This window comes from Tritonibacter mobilis F1926, assembly GCF_000376545.2.
GTDB classification, from domain to species: domain Bacteria; phylum Pseudomonadota; class Alphaproteobacteria; order Rhodobacterales; family Rhodobacteraceae; genus Epibacterium; species Epibacterium mobile.
In genome coordinates, this window is record NZ_CP015231.1 from 37,227 (window position 1) to 54,969 (window position 17,743).

Below are 17,743 nucleotides of genomic sequence, written 5' to 3' on the forward strand. Positions count from 1 at the left end.
TCCTTTCAGGGATTAGAGCATCGCTTCGATGAGGAAGGGGCCCGGTTCTTTCGCTGCATCCTCAATGGTGCGCATCAGATCGGTTATGTCTTCGACGCGTATGCCGGGAACTCCCATCCCTTTGGCAAGTGCCACGAAATCCAGCTGTGGGCGGTCGAGGTTCAGCATGCTCAAGGCATCGGGACCGGGTTGCGCGCCGACATTGTGCAGCTCGCCCTTCAGAATTTCATATGACTGATTGGCAAGAATGATTGTTGTGACGTTGGAGTTTTCTCGCGCTTGCGTCCAAAGCGCCTGAATGGTGTACATCGCTGACCCATCCGCCTGAAGCGTGATCACCGGACGATCCGGGCAGGCAATGGCAGCCCCGGCAGAGAGCGGTAGGCCGATACCGATCGACCCGCCAGTAAGCGCCAGCCATGTGTTGGGCGCGGCGCTATCTCCCGCAGGGAAGGTGGCCCCGCCAGATGATACCGCCTCATCAACCACGATGGCATTTTCCGGCAACGCATGCGCGAGTGCCGCGCCGAGGTTCTGCAAGGTTATTGCCCCGGCTTGCGGCCGTGCGGGTCTTTTAGAGTCATGCGGTGTGGCGGCTTTGGCTTCGATGCAATCGGCCAGGGCTACTAAGGCGGCGGGACCATCGCCGTCAACGGCAGCCAGTGTGACAGTGTGGCAATCTGTTGGCAGAAGCAGACTTGGTTTGCCGGGGTAGGCAAAAAAGGCCACCGGCGGTGGGGTCTCGATCAGGATGGCGCGTCTGTAGGGCGCGAGGCATTCGAGCGCGGCATTGATCGGATAGGGGATTTTATTGATCGCAAAATGCCCGTGACCGCGCTCTATACGGCGGTTTGATGTGGGCGCGAGGATATCAGCCCCGGTCTTTGCCGCGATGCCATGCAACACGGCCATGGCATCCGGGTTCTCCAACACCGAACTCCCCACAAGTAAAACGGTTTTCTCGCCGCTTTCGAGTGCCCTGATCGCGGCATCGAGCGCACGTTCGTCAAGCGGGGCCGCGGCGTGTGGGGCAACAACAGCTGCCATCTTGCCGCCTGCATCCCAACCAATGTCTGCAGGTGCAATGAGCGAGGCAATTTTTCCCGGCTTGCTTTGTGCCACGGCCAACGCGGTCATCGCATCGGCTGCGAAACTGCCTGCATCGCGGCCCGAGCGCACCCAGTCACTGAATGGCGCGCACGCGCCTTCAACATCTGCAGACAGTGGCGCGTCGTATTTTTGATGGCGCAAAGCGTGATCGCCCACGAGGTTCAGCATCGGCACGCGCGCTTTGCGGGCATTGTGCAGATTGGCGGCCGCATTGGCGAAACCGGGCGCAAGATGCAGCAAAGTCACCGCCGGTTTCTGGGCCATGCGCGCATACCCATCGGCAGCCCCTGTTACCACACCCTCAAAAAGCCCAAGCACGCAGCGCATCAATTTGGTCCGGTCCAGTGCGTCGACGAATTGCATCTCGGACGTGCCGGGATTGGCGAAACAGACATCGACCCCACCTGCATGCAGGCTTCGAACAACGCTCTCGGCACCGTTCATTGTCTCAGGTGTCTTGCTCATGACGTGGCCTCGCGGAATGCTGTGAGAAAGGATCTGGCGTTGTCGGCCAGCGAGGGGCCAAGGTAGCCGCCCTCCTGAATGAGGGCTGTCGGAAGGTTGAGCGCTGCCAACCGTCGTGCCATTTCGGCAAAGCCCTCCGGATAGACCGAGACGGCGGCAAGCGGGTCATCGACCGCCATGTCAAAGCCAAGCGAAACAACCAACGCCTCTGCGCCAAAGTCGCGTATCGCCGAGAGCCCTGTGTCGAGCGTGGTCAACACATCTTCTTGGCTCGCGCCCTGTTCAAGCAGCAGGTTCAGCGATTTTCCAGCCCCGTCCCCTTCGCCCGTTTCATCCGCATGACCAAGAAAGAATGTCGGGTAGGTCGCGGGATCTGGATGCAGAGAGCAGAAGAAAACGTCGCCGCGTTCATAAAAAATATCGAGAGAGCCATTCCCGGTATGCACATCCACGTCAATCAGCGCGACCTTGGTGTAGGTCCGCGCCAAGTGATGCGCGGCGATCGCGGCATTGTTGAAAAAGCAGAATCCGTTGGCACAATCGCGCATCGCGTGATGTCCCGGCGGACGGCAGAGGGCATAGGCCGCGCGCGCCCCTGACGCGACGGTTTCAGCGGTTTGCACTGCCGTTTGCGCCGACCAATAAGCGGCGTCCCATGTACCTTCGGTCAAGGGAGTCGATGTATCAGTCATCCACCAGCCCAATTGACCATGGATATCCTTTGGCACTTTGCCACGTCGCACACCGGGGTGCATCGTGGGAATCGCCAGTGCCTCTGACCCCGCGCTTTCAACAAAACGGGCGTGGGCGGTGGGTAGGAAATCGACATAGTCTGGATTGTGAACCGCCTTGATCGGGTCCAGCCCATGGTCCTGCGGCTTGGTGATTTCGAACCCTTCGCCGATCAGCATATCGCGTATAATTTCAGCACGTTGGGGCTGTTCTTGATGCGGCATCGCCGCCCCGCGCCGAAAGTAATGAGTCGGCGCATGGTGCAACTGGCGTTCGTCAAAAAAGACTCTCATCATATTCCCTGTGGACCAATGGTGTTGTGCCAGAGCATTGCAGTTCAAATTTGCCAACTCAACAAGAATGATGCATCATGCATCAAAATAGACCATGAATTGGTCAGCCAAGAAGAGGGCAAGATGGCCGAAATCAATCAAGTTTCATTGGGTGACGCCATCTATCAGCGGCTTAGTCAGGACTTGGTCAGTGGCAAGCTGCGTCCAAATGAGAAGGTGACAATTCGGGGACTCGCGGAGCGTCTGGGGACCAGTTCGACTCCGGTTCGGGATGCGGTGCAGCGACTGTTGCGAGATGAGGCGCTGGAGCAACGGAGCATGCGCGATGTGCGTGTGCCGGTGCCGACCAAGGCTCAGTATCTTGAAATCGCGAGCATCCGGCGAGAGTTGGAAGGCTTTGCCGCAAGCCGCGCGGCCGAGATGGTAGGTCCGAAAGAAATTCGCCGCCTAAATCAGATCATTGAGAAAAATGAGGCAGCGGCCAAAGCCGGGCGCTGGTCGCAGGCTGTGAAGTACAATCAGGAGTTCCATTTTGCACTGGTCGAAGGGGCCGATATGCCCATTCTTTTGGCTATTCTCAGCAGGCTTTGGCTGCGAATGGGGCCGTTGATTGCCGGGTACTACGCCCGCGAACAGGTCGCCTTGGTTCGACATCATCAAACAATTGTTGCAGCCTGCGAGAATCGCGACCCTGCCGCCGCGGCGGCTGCAATGCGTGCGGACATCGATGACGCAAAGGAGGGGATCATCAGATACATTGAGTCATTCACGACCAACGATTGACACACCCAAACCCTGCACAGCGCAGGTCTAGTGACTAGCGAATGCACAAATCGGCGCCAGATCGAACGTGCTCGCGGAATAGATTCAACAGGAGCCAATGGGGAAAGACATGTTTAAAACTACTAAATTGACCGCAGCCGTTTTAGCGCTGGCGCTCGCTGGGCCGCTCGCCGCGCAAGATGGCACACCCAAAGCGGGGGGCACGCTAAATGTCGTAATCCAGCCAGAGCCGCCCAGCCTCATGATCGGCCTTGTACAGAACGGGCCGACGCAGATGGTCGGGGGCGACATTTATGAGAGCCTCTTACGCTATGATTTTGACCTGAAGCCTGAGGGCCAATTGGCGGAGTCGTGGGAAATTTCGGAGGACGGCAAGACCTATACCTTCAAATTGCGCAAGGGCGTGGTCTTTCATGATGGAGAACCGTTTACCTCGGCCGATGTCGAATTTTCCATGGATAAGTTCCTGCGCGAGACGCACTCGCGCATGCGCACCTATATGGAGCACGTCGAGAGTATCGAGACACCGGATGACTACACGGTTGTGTTCAAGCTGAAGCAACCTTTCGGCCCGTTTATCGGTATTTTTGAGGCGGGCACCGCGCCCATGATCCCCAAGCACATCTATGAAGGGACGGATTTTGCCAATAACCCGGCAAACAACACGCCGATTGGCACCGGTCCTTTCAAGTTCGACAAATGGGAGAAGGGTAGCTTTATCCATCTCGTGAAAAACGAAGACTACTACATGGAGGGGAAACCTTATGTGGATGAAGTCTACTATCACGTGATCCCAGACGCCGCCTCGCGCGCGGTGGCCTATGAAACCGGTAAGGTGGATGTGCTGCCGGGCGGTTCTGTCGAAAATTTTGACGTGGCGCGTATTCAGGCGATGGACAATACCTGTATCACCGACAAAGGGTGGGAGTATTTTGGTCCGCTATCATGGATGTGGGTCAATAATGACAATAAGCCGCTCGATGATGTGAAGGTGCGCAAGGCCATTATGCACGGCATCGACCGTGAGTTCGCCAAGGATGCTCTGTGGAATGGCCTTGGCAAGGTTGCGACCGGCCCACTCTCCTCCTCCACCCGGTTTTACGATGGCGATACGCCAGACATTTCGTACGATCCGGACAAAGCCAAAGCTCTGCTTGCTGAAAGCAGCTACAACGGGGAAACCATCCGCATTCTGGGCCTGCCCTACGGCGAGACATGGCAGCGTTGGGCCGAGGCGGTCAAACAGAACCTCAGTGAAATCGGTATGACAACCGAGATCGTGCCTTCTGACGTAGCGGGTTGGAACCAGAAGGTTGCGGATCGTGATTTCGATCTCGCTTTTACCTATCTCTACCAATATGGCGATCCGGCACTGGGCGTTTCGCGGACCTATATGGGTGACAATGCTGCCCCCGGCTCGCCATGGAATAACGTGGCGGATTACCAAAACCCCGAGACGGACAAACTGTTTGAGGCCGCTGCGCTGATGGCCAGCCCCGATGACCGCATGGCCGCCTACAAAACGATCCAAGATAAGATCGTCGAAGATGTGCCAAATATCTGGTTGCTGGAACTGGGTTTCCCCACGATCTACCGCTGTGATGTGAAGAACCCCGTCAACACTGCGTTTGGTTTGAATGACGGGTTCCGTGACGTCTGGATCGACAAGTAACAAGAGCGAAAATGCTCAAGGTCTGGGCCGTTTTAGCGGCCCGGACACTTCTCGGAACCAAACGGGGCGGATAGTGTGATACGTTTCATTTTGGGCAGGTTGATCAAGGCAGTCTTTATTCTGCTGGCCATCCTTGTCTTCAATTTCCTGCTGATCCATGCGGCGCCGGGTGACCCTGCGGCTGTGATGGCCGGTGAAGCCGGGGCAGCAGACGAAAAATTCCTTGCAGACCTGCGTGCCAATTTCGGGCTGGACCAACCCCTTTATGTCCAGTTGTGGCTTTATATCAAAGGCGCGGTGCAGCTCGATCTGGGGTATTCCTTCCGCCAGCAGATGCCGGTCGCCGAAATGATTGGGGACCGCTTGCCTGCAACGCTTTTGCTGACGGGCGTCGCATTTGTGCTGTCGCTGGTGCTGGGTGTCGCTGCGGGTGTGGCGGCCTCCGCTCGGCAAGGGCGGTGGGGAGATACGATCATTTCCACCTTTGCGCTCCTGTTTTATGCAACACCCCTGTTCTGGGTGGCGCTGATGGCGACACTCGTGTTTTCCGTTTGGCTCGAATGGTTGCCGGGATTTGGCTACTCCACCATCGGCGCGGGTTACACCGGACTGGCTCATGTGCTCGACGTGGCCAAACACCTGGTGCTGCCAGCCTCCACACTGGGGCTGTTTTTTACTGCGATTTACATGCGGATGACGCGCGCTTCGATGCTCGAAGTTTCGCGGTTGGATTTTGTGAAGACAGCACGTGCCAAAGGGTTGTCTCGTGGCGTGATCCAACGACGGCACATTCTGAGAAACGCGCTCTTGCCGGTCATTACACTTGCTGGCCTTCAAGCCGGGCAAATTTTCGGAGGAGCAATTCTAACCGAGACCGTTTTTGCATGGCCGGGCATCGGGCGGCTGATGTTCGAAGCCATCAACCAACGGGATTACAACGTCATCCTTGGCGTCTTTTACATCTCAGCGGCCATGGTACTGCTGTTCAACCTGATCACGGATGTCATCTATGTCATTGTTGATCCGCGTATAAGGCTGACAACATGAAGAGCTTTTGGACACGTTTCAGCTATAATCGAGGCGCGGTGATCGGTCTTGTAATCCTGACACTTGTTATCGCGACGGCCATTCTCGCACCTTTCCTCTTTCCACAAAGCCCGTGGAAAATGGTGCAACGCCCGTTCCTGCCACCGTTTACTCAGGATGGGTTGCCACTGGGCACCGATGCGCTTGGCCGCAATGTGCTGTCGGGCCTCGCCCATGGGGCCTATGTCAGCCTCTTGGTGGGTTTGGTTTCCACAATTGTTGCACTTGCAATCGGCGTTCCTGTCGGCGCGGCAGCGGGATATTTCGCCGGGCGTACAGATGATGCGCTGATGCGATTTACGGAGTTTTTTCAAACAATTCCGAGTTTTGCTTTGGCGATTGTGCTTTTGGCAATCTTTCAGCCCAGCCTGACCTTTGTAATCATCGCAATTTCTATCGTGTCATGGCCGCCTGTGGCGCGGCTTGTCCGGGGCGAGGTTTTGTCACTCAGAACCCGCGAGTTTGTGGAAGCGGCCAGCCTTTCGGGTCTTGGCAACCTGCAAATCATCCTCCGCCACATCCTGCCAAATGCGCTGCCGCCGATCATTGTGCTCGCGTCGCTGATGGTGGCGCAGGCGATCCTCTTGGAAAGCTCCCTTTCTTTCCTTGGGCTGGGTGATCCGAACATCATGTCATGGGGCTATATGATCGGCGCGGCGCGCACCGTGATCCGCACCGCGTGGTGGCTGTCGTTCCTGCCGGGGATGGCGATCCTTTTGACCGTGCTGGCGCTGAACTTGATTGGCGAGGGCCTGAATGATGCGTTGAACCCACGCTTGACGAGGAAATCCGAATGACCCTGCTCAGCATATGTGACCTCTCTATCGCCTTGCCACTTGGAGCGGATCGGCTTTACGCGGCCAAAGACATCAATTTTGACCTCGCCTCTGGTGAAATTCTCTGCATCGTCGGAGAAAGCGGGTCGGGAAAGTCCATGTCTGCCAATGCTGTCATGGGTTTGTTACCGCAAGGGGTCGAGCCGGATAGTGGCAGCATCACTTTTGACGGCCAGTCGATCCTTGATTTGTCGGAAAACCAGTTGCTGAAGCTGCGCGGCAGTCGCATCTCGATGATCTTTCAGGAGCCACTCAGCGCGCTTAACCCCCTCATGCGTGTCGGGGCTCAGATTGCCGAAGTGTTTGAGGCCCACGGCGCGTTGACGGGTGCCGAACGGCGCGCACGGGCCCTCAAACTGCTGGATGAAGTCGGTATCCCCGATCCGGAAGCGGCGATCAGAGCCTATCCTTTCCAGCTGTCTGGCGGGCAAAGGCAACGGGTTATGATCGCCATGGCCTTAGCACTGGAACCGGACATCCTGATCGCAGATGAGCCGACCACCGCCCTTGATGTGACAACACAGGCGCAAATTCTTGCGCTGATCGAGGATCTGCGGAAAAAGCGTGGCATGGCTGTGATTTTTATCACCCATGACTTTGGCGTGGTGGCAGATATCGCCGACCGGGTGATCGTTATGAAAAAGGGCGAGATTGTTGAAGCCGGTCGTGCGCCGGATGTGTTGTTAAACCCGCAACACCCCTACACCCGCGCATTGATCGACGCGATCCCGCGGCTGACCAAAACAGAGCCCGTCGAAGAGGTCGAACGCGCGCCTTTGCTCAAGGTCGAAGGTGTGCAAAAAACCTTCTCGACCGGATCTGGCACATTGTTTGGCAAACGCCGGGTCGTGAAGGCCGTGCAAGATGTGAGCTTTGATCTCTACGCGGGCGAGACCATTGGCATCGTTGGAGAATCTGGGTCGGGCAAATCAACCGTCGGTCGGTGCCTGGTGCGCCTGCTTCATCCCGACGGGGGGCGGGTGTTGATGGACGGCGTCGATATTGCCCATATGGCTGGCGCTGAATTGCATGCACAGCGACGCAAACTGCAAATGATCTTCCAAGACCCGTTTTCATCGCTTAACCCTCGTGCGCGTGTTTCACGGATCCTTACAGAAGGCATGATCGCCTATGGTATGCCCGACAAAGAAGCGAAGGCCAGAGCTCGAGAGTTGCTCGAATTGGTCGGTTTGGATGAGACCGCGATGAAGCGTTTCCCGCATGAGTTCTCCGGCGGCCAACGACAAAGGATTGGCATCGCACGCGCACTCGCACTGGAGCCTGCGATCATTATTGCGGATGAGGCCGTCTCGGCGCTTGATGTATCTATTCAGGCGCAGGTGTTGGATTTGCTGGCTGAACTAAAGGTACGATTGCATCTGTCGATGCTATTCATCACTCACGATTTACGTGTGGCAGCACGTATTTGTGACCGTATTATCGTGATGCAAAAGGGGCAGATCGTCGAAGCCGGGCCTGTCAGCAAAGTGCTGCATGATCCCGACACCGCTTATACCCGCAGTCTCCTAGAGGCTATTCCGGGGCAAGATTACGAACGCAGTCTAGCGGCCGCCGACGCAGGATAAGGCATGAATTTCGTCAAGGTAATCGCAGTGCGGCGTGTCAAAACATCCCACTGCGGTTGCCTTCAGGTACCTTTTGAACAGCAGCGATCCGACTTGCACGCAAGTTCTTGAGCCACAACGCGGAGTTGCCGCTGGAGCGCTTGTGTAATCCGTCCGGTTGGCCGGGGCATATGACGATCATGAGGGCAGGTACGCGCGGCATGCCCTCTGAGGCTCTAATCCGCCGCGCGGTAGAGTTCGGGCTGCACGTATTCGATCACGGGAGGGTTCTCATTTTCGAGAAGTGCGAATGCACGTTGAACCAACATTTTATGGCGTTGCCGCATCATGTGAACTGGAAATCTGAGCAGCTGACCAAAGGGCTCATAGTCAAAACAACCAAATGAGCAAGCGGACAATTCGTGTTCAGGTAGAGTTGCCAGAAACCTGAGAGTACCCTCGAAGACCGAGTCTGAGTTGATGAACAAACCTGCGGGTAGCCCCCCCAGCTGTGCGTAAAGCTCCGTGATCGTGCGTGTGGCAGCCTCCAGATCATAGGTAGAAGCCAAGATTTGCTGTGCTGATATCTGGCCTACCTGTGCGTACATCTCTTCGCTAAAGCCGTCGACACGGTTCTTGGTTGAGGGCAGCGTTCGATCGCCCCCCACAAAATAGACTGTCTCGCGCGGGTCATCGCCGAAGCTCCTCCCGCGTTTGGTCATCGAGGCGATAATTTCTCGGGTCAGAATGCGCGCGCCGGTGCGGCTGTCTGTAACCACAGAGGGCGCAATCGCGCAGGGCTGGTCAACAAAGACATGTGGAATGCCCGCTGCACGGCATTGATGGCTCAGATCGTCGGGGGCAACAGTGCCAACAAAGAAAATCGCATCGATCGACCAAGAGGTCAGGTCTGCCACGGTGGACCGTTCCTCATCGGGGTCGCGTCCAGTGGAAATAATGACCGGGCATTGATTGCGAGCACGGACTTCTTGGGAAAACGTCTGTGCGATGTTGGAGAAGAACCGATTATATTCTGGCATCAACAAAGCGACCAACCCCGAACGGGATGTACGAAGGGCGCGCGCCTGTAAGTTCGCAGAATATCCATGTTCGCGAGCGATCTCGATAATGCGCTCAGCGGTTGCCTGGGCAATGCGGCGTTTTTTCCACGTACCATTCAGCGCTGCACTCACCGTCGAAGGCGAAGCGCCCGCGCGTTTGGCAATGTCGTAGATCGTCTTTTTCTGCGTGTCCGTCATGACCATGACATATGCGACAAATGCGCGACTGACTATCGGATGTGAACAGCCGTTGACAGTTTGTCCTGCTTTCGTGTTACTGTGCAACATCGATTGTGCAGCGCAGAATCGCTGTAAGCCACGATCGCTGAGGAGGCGTGTGGTTTTTTTTAGCATCGGTTGCACAATCGGTTGTGCATATGCGAGCGTAGTTGCGCGACAGGAGACGCGGGATTGGCCTGCGCAAGGGAGGAAGACATGAAGAGATTGACCGGACTGGTCAGCGCATTGGCGTTGACCGTTGGAATGGCGAGCACTGCGGTTGCCGAAACTTCCATGGGGATCGTCGTCAAAATTGGCGGTATCCCGTGGTTTAACGCCATGGAAGACGGGATCGCGCGCCGCGCCGCCGAACTGGGTGTCGATGCAGAAATGATCGGCCCTGTCTCCGCCGACCCGGCTCTGCAGGTGCAGGCGATTGAAGATCTGATCGCAAAAGGTGTCGACGTCATTGGTGTGGTCCCGAATGACGAGGCCGCATTGGAGCCGGTGCTCAAGAAAGCGCGCGATGCGGGCATCATCGTGATCTCGCACGAAGGACCGGGGCTTGAGAATGTCGACTGGAATTTCGAGCTGGCCTCGGCCGAGGGCTTTGGCGAGGCGCATGCTAAGCTGCTGTCCGACAAGACCGAGGAGGGCGGCAGCTATGCGGTCTATGTTGGATCTCTGACGGTGCCGCTGCACAACGCGTGGGCTGATGCGGCAATAGCGTGGATGGATGAGAACCGTCCGGATCTCAAAATCGTTGGCGACCGGTATGGTGTCGCCGAGAATGTCGATGATAGCCGCTCGACTGCGCTTGATTTGATCGCTGCAAATCCGGACCTCAAGGGTTTTCTCGCATTTGGCAGCCAGGGACCGATCGGGGCTGGCCGCGCAGTGGAGGAACGCCGCAAGACCGGTGAAATTCAGGTCATGGGACCATTCTCGCCCGGGCAGGGTCGCAAAATGATCCACTCGGGCGTGCTGACCGGTGGCTACATGTGGAACCCGGCGCAGGCAGGCGAGGTATTTGTCACCCTCGGCGAGATGCTGGTGAAGGGTGAGAAAATCGAGGCTGGCACCGATATTCTGGGGCTCGGCGTTGTCGACCCAGATGTCGAAGGTCGAGATATAATCACCGACAACCTCTTGGAGATCAACGCCGAGACGGTGGACGATCTGGCCGAAAAAGGGCTCTGAGCGCCTGACCATCCGGCAGATGAGGGCACAGGCGCGGCCTTGCCTTCATCTACCACCAGCAAACAGAGGTGATCCATGACACCTGCTCCGGCAGAGGAATTTGCGCTGCGCTTGCACAAGGTCTCCAAGTCCTTCGGCGGGGTGCAGGCGCTGAATCAGGTCGATTTCGAAGTGCGCGCGGGCGAGGTGCACTGTCTCGCGGGCGAGAACGGCTGCGGAAAATCGACCCTTATCAAAGTGGTAACAGGGGTGCATCAACCTGAACAGGCGGGGTTGATCGAGCTTTTCGGCGCGGCCGTGGACCGGATCACGCCGGTGCAGGCCCGTCAGCGCGGCGTGTCGGTGATCTGGCAGGATCTCGCGCTGTTTCCACATATGAGCGTGGCGGAAAACATCGCCTTTGACGATCTGGTCGGTCTGCACCCCCAGTCGGTGCGCTATCGCGAAATGGCCGAAAGATCCGGCGAGGTTCTGTCCCGCCTAGGGGTCAACATGGATTTGGCCGCGCCGCTCAACGATCTACCGATTGCGCAGCGGCAGGTGGTGGCGATTGCGCGGGCGTTGATGAACGACGCGCGCCTCATTTTCATGGATGAACCAACAGCGTCTTTGACCCAATCCGAAACAGATCGGCTGCTTGATATTGTACGCAAACTCTCCGCTGCCGGGGTCGCAATTGTGTTTGTCAGTCACCGTTTGGCAGAGGTGCTTGATATTGCAGAACGGGTCACGGTGGTCCGGGATGGCAATCTGGTCGGAGTGTACCCGACCGAGGGCATGACGCAGGCCCGTTTGGGGGAACTGATGACCGGGCATTTGATCGAACACGAGGTGGTCGCGCGGGATCTGCCTGATGCAGATGTTGTGTTCGAGGCCAAGGGCCTGTCGCGTCAGGGTGAATTTGCCGATGTGTCTTTTGACATTCGCGGGGGCGAGGTCCTGGGGCTGACCGGGCTCATCGGCGCTGGTCGAACCGAGCTGGCCCATGTGATGATGGGGCTGCGCCCCGTCGATACGGGAGAGATGCGCCTAGAAGGAGCGTCTTACCGGCCCGGTAGCATCCGCGACGCAATCAGGCGCGGGCTTGCGTATGTTTCCGAAGATCGCCTGTCGCTTGGTCTTCTTCAGAAACAATCAATTGCCGACAACACGGTGATTTCGATTTTGCAAAAGCTGACCACGGCAACTGGGCTGATCTCAGATCGCGACAAAGCGGCGACGGTCAATCACTGGATCCGTGAATTGGGCGTCAAGATTGGTGCGCCCGAGGACGCGATCTCGACCCTGTCCGGCGGCAATCAGCAAAAGGTGGTGCTGGCAAAATGGCTGGCCACGGAACCGCGCCTGTTGATCCTCGACTGCCCCACCGTGGGGGTCGATGTCGGCGCGCGTGCGGGCATTTTCCGCATCGTTCGCGCCTTGGCGGAGGAAGGGCTGGCGATCCTCTTGATCTCGGATGAGGTCACCGAGGTCATGTATCATTCCGACCGCATCCTGCACATGGCGGATGGCCGCATTCGCCAGACCTATGACCCGCGTGACATCACTGTCCCCCAACTTGAGGAGCGGATCTATGCGTGATCTCTTGCGACCCTATAAGATTGAGCTTCGGCTGGCCGTGGTACTGGCGCTCATCTGTATCGTGCTGGCTGTGGCCGCGCCGCAATTTGCCACCTTGCCCAACCTGACCTCGCTCCTGAACAACAGCGCCGTAAACCTGATCTGGGCGGTTGGGCTGCTGGTGGTGTTGATTGCAGGCGGGATTGATATCTCTTTTGCGGTGGCCTCCTCGGTGGTGCAGTACATCGCCGCCAAGCTGTTGATCAGTGTCGGCGGCGGCAATTGGTTGCTGGGGTTCTTGTTTTGCGGCTCACTCGGCATCCTGCTTGGGCTGCTCAATGCGTGGCTGATCCACGGTTTCCGCATCATCTCGATCGTGGTGACCATCGCCACATTCAACGCCTTCTTCGGTCTGCTGATGTTCTTCAGCGGCGGGCGCAACATTTACGATCTGCCCGATTGGTGGACCGCGCGCATCTTCATCTTCGAGTATGAAAACGCGCAAGGTATCTGGTCGGAACTGACACTGTCGGTCGCGGTGATGATCGGCTGCGTGATCGCCACATGGGCACTGATCCAGCGCAGCAATATTGGACGACAGCTCTATGCCTTTGGCGACAATCCTGAAGGTGCGCGCCGTGCCGGCGTCAATATCGCTGTGATGCAAGGGGTCGCCTTTGGCTGGATGGGATTGATGGCGGGCATTGCCGGTCTCTGTCAGGTCAATATTGTAAAGGAGGTGGTGCCCAATGCGCTGTATGGGCGCGAGCTGGAGGTTCTGGCCGCGGTTGTTCTGGGGGGTGCCCGGCTGGGCGGCGGCAAGGGGACCATTTTGGGCTGCATCCTCGGCGTCATGTTTGTCGCCATCACGCAGAACGGGCTGAACCTGCTCGGGGTGTCGCCCTTTGCATTCCAGATGATTATCGGCGCTGCCATCCTGATCGCCATTTCAACATCCAATATCGATCTGTCGCTGCGGCCACGTCGCAAGGAGGCCCGCTCATGACCGCGCTGTTGTCACGCATGTCCCGGATCAAAACCGGTCCTCATGGTGAAAACCTTGGGTTGCTGGCAATGCTGGGCCTGCTGGTTTTGCTCTTCTCGCTGGCCTCTCCGAGGTTTTTGACGGGTGCGAATCTTGGGTCGATGGGATTTCAGATGCCGCTCTTGGGTCTGCTGACCCTTGCGATGCTGGCGCCGATCCTGTCGGGGGGCCTAAACCTCGCCATCGTGTTTACCGCAAATATCTGCGGGCTGACGCTGGCATGGACCATCATGCAGTTCGGCGGCGCCGAAGCGGGCATCGGGGCCTTTATACTCGGTTGCGCGCTGGCCTTGCTGGTCGGCGCACTGGCTGGCGCTGCGATGGGGTCGGTGGTCGCCTATGTGGGCGCGCATCCGATCCTGGTGTCGCTTGCGATGATGATCTTTCTGCGAGGACTTGGAGAGTTCCTGACCCGGGGCGGCGACATTTCCGGCTTTCCTGATTACATGCGCGTTCTGGGTCATGGCTCCCTGATCGGTATTCCCGTGCCGCTGATCCTGTTTGGCCTGATCGCGCTTGGATGGCATGTGTTGCTGCGCCGCACGCCACATGGGTTTTCGGTCTATATGACCGGCTCGAACATGCGGGCGGCGGAGTATGCGGGCCTCAATGCCAAACGCACGCTGGTGCTGATCTACACGCTTTCCGGGGTGCTGTGCGCGATCGCAGGCATTCTGATGGCGGCGCGGTTCAATTCGGTGCGCGTGGGTCACGGCGAAGCCATGCTGCTGATCACGGTGCTGGCGTGTTTCCTCGGTGGGATTGATCCCTTTGGCGGGCATGGGCGCGTTGCCCCCGTCATCATCGCGCTGGTGATCCTGCAGGTGCTGTCTTCGGGCCTCAATCTGATTGGCGCTAATCAACATCTCGCAACCGCCGTATGGGGCCTATTTCTGATCGCCGTCATGGTTCTGCGCTCTGGCCGCCTGCGGCAAATATTCGACGTATTCTTCGGAAAGGATAAATAATGCAAGGCTTTGGCGTACATACCAGCATGTGGACGATGAATTGGGATCGCGAAGGCGCGGAGCGCGCCGTGATAGGAGCACAAGCCTATGGAGTCGATTTCATCGAAATCCCGATGCTCCGCCCCGCTGAGGTCGACACGGCCCATACTGCGGCCCTGCTTGAGCGCAGCGGATTGCGGGCGGTTTGCTCTTTGGGGTTGCCAGAACAATACTGGGCATCGGTCAACCCGGAGGGCGCGATCACCTATTTGAAACTCGCGATCGATAAAACCAAGGCCTGCGGCGCAGAGGCTCTCTCCGGTGTGACGTTTGGTGGGATCGGGCAGCGCACCGGCACCTATCCAACCGAAGGAGAATACGACAATGTTGCGCGCGTCCTTGAGGCCTCGGCGGCTTATGCGAAATCGGTCGGTTTGCTATTTGGCATTGAGCCGGTGAACCGTTACGAAAACCACCTGATCAATACCGGTTGGCAGGCCCGTGACATGATTGAGCGCGTGGGCTCCGACAATATCTTCATCCACCTTGACACCTATCACATGAACATCGAGGAAAAAGGTGCCGCCAACGGTATCCTCGATGCGCGCGATTATCTGCGTTATATTCACCTGTCCGAAAGTGACCGTGGCACACCGGGTGAGGGCTGCTGTGACTGGGACGAAGTCTTTGCCACCTTGAAAGCGATTGATTTCAAGGGCGGGTTAGCAATGGAGAGCTTTATCAATATGCCGCCTGAGGTGGGTTTTGGTCTGGCCGTTTGGCGCCCGGTGGCACGTGACCATGATGAGGTGATGTCCAAAGGTCTTCCGTTTCTGCGCAACAAGGCTGCGCAATACCGACTGATCTGATGTCACATGTGATCGACATGGAGGGTCTCTTTGCGGAGGCTCTCACGCTGATGGACGCACCTGGTCGGCGATGTCTGGCAATTGCCGGAGCACCGGGCTCTGGCAAAAGCACCACAGCGGAGACCCTCCACAGATGGTTAGAGGCGCGCCGCCCCGGTGCAAGCGCGGTGCTCCCGATGGATGGTTTCCACTTCGACGATGCCATTCTGGAAACCAAGGGGCGGCGGCCATGGAAGGGCGCGCCAGATACATTTGACGTGGGCGGGCTGCTTTCGGTCTTACAAAGACTTCAGGACGATCACGAAGATACGGTGGCCGTGCCGGTGTTCGACCGGGATCTGGAAATTTCACGCGGATCAGCACGCCTGATTGATCGCAAGGCCCGGCTGATTATCATCGAAGGCAACTATCTTCTCCTCGCGCAGTCTCCATGGGATCGCCTGCAGTCACGGTTCGACAAAACTGTCCTGATTGATGTGCCCGAACCCGTGCTGGCCGCGCGGTTGCGGCAGCGGTGGCTGCACTATCAACTGACCGAAGAACAAATACTCCACAAGCTTGAAGCCAACGATCTGCCCAACGGTCGAGAGGTGATCGCGAAGAGCCGGGTGGCAGATCTGATATTGCGACAGGAGACACCAGCATGAGCGACCCTATGCAGTATTTTCTCGGCGTGGACGTGGGCACCGGGTCGGCCCGGGCAGGTGTATTTGACAACCGGGGACATTTGATCAGCAGTGCAAAGACCGCATTAGAAATGCATCGCTCTGATACTGGGCATTTTGAACAATCCAGCGCGCAGGTCTGGCGCTCGGTCTGCACGAGTGTGCGCGAGGCAGTGGCCGGGGCGGAAGTCGATCCTGATTTGATCGTTGGCATTGGATTTGATGCCACCTGCTCACTGGTGGTGCAGGGCGCGATATCCGGGGTGGGTGATCCAAACCATCCGGAGCGAGATATTATCGTTTGGTCTGACCACCGTGCCCGCACGCAGGCAGAACGGATCAACGCGAACGGCCATTCTGTGCTGGATTATGTGGGCGGCACCATCTCGCCCGAGATGCAAACGCCCAAGTTGCTCTGGTTGCGTGAAAACCTGCCCGAGGTTTATTCATCCGCTGCTCATTTCTTTGATCTGACGGATTTTCTGACGTGGAAAGCCAGCGGTGCATTGGAGCGTTCGATTTGTACCGTGACCTGCAAATGGACATATCTCGCCCATGAAGATCGTTGGGATGCCGGTTATTTTCATAGCATAGGGTTAGGTGATCTGGCTGATCAGGAATTCGCCCGGATCGGATCCCGAATTGTCCCAGCCGGGACCTCTCTGGGGAAGGGGCTGACACCGCAAGCGGCAGCAGAGATGGGCTTGAGGGCGGGTGTCGCGGTGGCTGCAGGGCTGATTGATGCACATGCGGGTGGTTTGGGGACCGTTGGAGCCAGTGGCGCATCGGATGCGGCATGCCAGACAATGGCCTACGTCTTTGGCACTTCGTCCTGTACGATGACGTCCAGCACTGTTGCACATTTTGTGCCCGGTGTTTGGGGGCCATATCGGTCCGCGATGGTGCCGGGGCTTTGGCTCAACGAGGGCGGCCAGTCTGCGGCGGGCGCGGCCTTGGATCAACTCACCGCATCGCATCCTGCAAGTGCCGAAGCCGCGCAACTGGCGGCGGAATGTGGTATGGGCCTGACACAATGGCTCGCAGATCAGGCACTCAACAAGGTTGCACACCCTAGCGAGGCGGTTGGACTGTCCCATGGGTTGCATGTGGTGCCCGAGTATTTGGGTAACCGCGCGCCATTTGCTGATCCCAAACGCCGTGCAGTGGTCGCAGGTCTGGGATTGCAACAAGGTATCGACAGTCTTGTGGCGCTCTATGTGGCTGGATTGTGCGGCCTTGCGTACGGGTTGCGCCAAATTCTGCAGGCACAGGCCGGGCAGGGCATAACGGTGAGCGCTTTGTCCGTCTCCGGGGGTGCAGGTACACATCCGCTGTCTTGTCAGGTTCTGGCTGATGCCACGGGTCTGCCGGTTGAGGTCACAGAGAGCACAGAACCGGTACTGTTGGGATCGGCCATGGTGGCGGCCGTTGCGTCAGGGCGATACGGCGCGTTGACGGATGCGATGCCGAACATGTCACGGGTCGCCCGTAGGGCAACGCCAAACAGCAGCTATGCAGCTCAGCATCAGCAGCGGTTCGATGCATTTACAGAACTGCAGAATGTGGCCGCAAGACTAGCAACAATCGAAAGCCACTAGCTTGGTTATGGTGAGTGCTGCGCCACATGGGTAGGCA

At 57.7% G+C, this 17,743-nt stretch carries 15 protein-coding genes; 12 read left to right on the top strand and 3 right to left on the bottom strand.

The features are described from left to right. Positions 1-12: 12 nt before the first annotated feature. Both K529_RS15625 and K529_RS15630 read right to left on the bottom strand, forming a co-directional pair. Complete coding sequence (locus tag K529_RS15625) at positions 13-1,575, bottom strand: acetolactate synthase large subunit (protein WP_005613201.1); 1,563 nt, start codon at positions 1,573-1,575, stop codon at positions 13-15. After that, positions 1,572-2,600 (bottom strand): histone deacetylase family protein, encoded by a 1,029-nt coding sequence (locus tag K529_RS15630; RefSeq protein WP_040641523.1) that lies wholly within the window; start codon positions 2,598-2,600, stop codon positions 1,572-1,574. Before K529_RS15630 ends, K529_RS15625 begins: the two co-directional genes overlap by 4 nt. On the opposite strand from K529_RS15630, the gene K529_RS15635 reads away from it, so the two are divergent. The 5 genes from K529_RS15635 to K529_RS15655 all read left to right on the top strand — a co-directional run bounded on the left by K529_RS15635 (position 2,565) and on the right by K529_RS15655 (position 8,563). Then, the gene (locus K529_RS15635; protein ID WP_005613196.1) at positions 2,565-3,383 is read left to right on the top strand and encodes a GntR family transcriptional regulator; all 819 of its coding nucleotides are present in this window, start codon (positions 2,565-2,567) and stop codon (positions 3,381-3,383) included. The genes K529_RS15630 and K529_RS15635 overlap by 36 nt on opposite strands. 97 nt (positions 3,384-3,480) lie before the next feature. Then, positions 3,481-5,055, top strand: a complete 1,575-nt coding sequence (locus K529_RS15640; RefSeq protein WP_005613191.1) for an ABC transporter substrate-binding protein — start codon at positions 3,481-3,483, stop codon at positions 5,053-5,055. A 75-nt stretch (positions 5,056-5,130) separates the two neighbouring features. Beyond that, complete coding sequence (locus K529_RS15645; protein WP_005613190.1) at positions 5,131-6,102, top strand: ABC transporter permease; 972 nt, start codon at positions 5,131-5,133, stop codon at positions 6,100-6,102. Further along, positions 6,099-6,938, top strand: coding sequence for an ABC transporter permease (locus K529_RS15650; protein ID WP_005613188.1), 840 nt, complete (start codon positions 6,099-6,101; stop codon positions 6,936-6,938). Before K529_RS15645 ends, K529_RS15650 begins: the two co-directional genes overlap by 4 nt. Next, positions 6,935-8,563, top strand: a complete 1,629-nt coding sequence (locus K529_RS15655) for an ABC transporter ATP-binding protein (protein ID WP_005613183.1) — start codon at positions 6,935-6,937, stop codon at positions 8,561-8,563. The genes K529_RS15650 and K529_RS15655 overlap by 4 nt, the downstream gene beginning before the upstream one ends. Positions 8,564-8,778: 215 nt before the next feature. On the opposite strand, the gene K529_RS15660 is transcribed toward K529_RS15655, so the two are convergent. Next, complete coding sequence (locus K529_RS15660) at positions 8,779-9,801, bottom strand: LacI family DNA-binding transcriptional regulator (protein ID WP_227512251.1); 1,023 nt, start codon at positions 9,799-9,801, stop codon at positions 8,779-8,781. 237 nt (positions 9,802-10,038) lie between these two features. On the opposite strand from K529_RS15660, the gene K529_RS15665 reads away from it, so the two are divergent. The 7 genes from K529_RS15665 to K529_RS15695 all read left to right on the top strand — a co-directional run bounded on the left by K529_RS15665 (position 10,039) and on the right by K529_RS15695 (position 17,706). Next, positions 10,039-11,022: a substrate-binding domain-containing protein gene (locus tag K529_RS15665; protein WP_005613178.1), complete on the top strand. Its 984-nt coding sequence runs from the start codon at positions 10,039-10,041 to the stop codon at positions 11,020-11,022. A 75-nt stretch (positions 11,023-11,097) separates the two neighbouring features. Next, positions 11,098-12,603 carry a sugar ABC transporter ATP-binding protein gene (locus K529_RS15670; RefSeq protein ID WP_005613175.1) on the top strand — a complete coding sequence of 502 codons (1,506 nt, stop codon included), beginning with the start codon at positions 11,098-11,100 and terminating at the stop codon, positions 12,601-12,603. Then, positions 12,596-13,588 (top strand): ABC transporter permease, encoded by a 993-nt coding sequence (locus K529_RS15675; protein WP_005613173.1) that lies wholly within the window; start codon positions 12,596-12,598, stop codon positions 13,586-13,588. Before K529_RS15670 ends, K529_RS15675 begins: the two co-directional genes overlap by 8 nt. Beyond that, positions 13,585-14,595: an ABC transporter permease gene (locus tag K529_RS15680; RefSeq protein WP_005613170.1), complete on the top strand. Its 1,011-nt coding sequence runs from the start codon at positions 13,585-13,587 to the stop codon at positions 14,593-14,595. Before K529_RS15675 ends, K529_RS15680 begins: the two co-directional genes overlap by 4 nt. Further along, positions 14,595-15,443 carry a sugar phosphate isomerase/epimerase family protein gene (locus K529_RS15685; RefSeq protein WP_005613167.1) on the top strand — a complete coding sequence of 283 codons (849 nt, stop codon included), beginning with the start codon at positions 14,595-14,597 and terminating at the stop codon, positions 15,441-15,443. Before K529_RS15680 ends, K529_RS15685 begins: the two co-directional genes overlap by 1 nt. After that, positions 15,443-16,090 (top strand): nucleoside/nucleotide kinase family protein, encoded by a 648-nt coding sequence (locus tag K529_RS15690; RefSeq protein ID WP_005613164.1) that lies wholly within the window; start codon positions 15,443-15,445, stop codon positions 16,088-16,090. Before K529_RS15685 ends, K529_RS15690 begins: the two co-directional genes overlap by 1 nt. Next, a complete protein-coding gene (locus K529_RS15695) occupies positions 16,087-17,706 on the top strand; it encodes an FGGY-family carbohydrate kinase (RefSeq protein WP_005613161.1) in 1,620 nt (539 codons plus the stop codon). The genes K529_RS15690 and K529_RS15695 overlap by 4 nt, the downstream gene beginning before the upstream one ends. Positions 17,707-17,743: the final 37 nt, after the last annotated feature.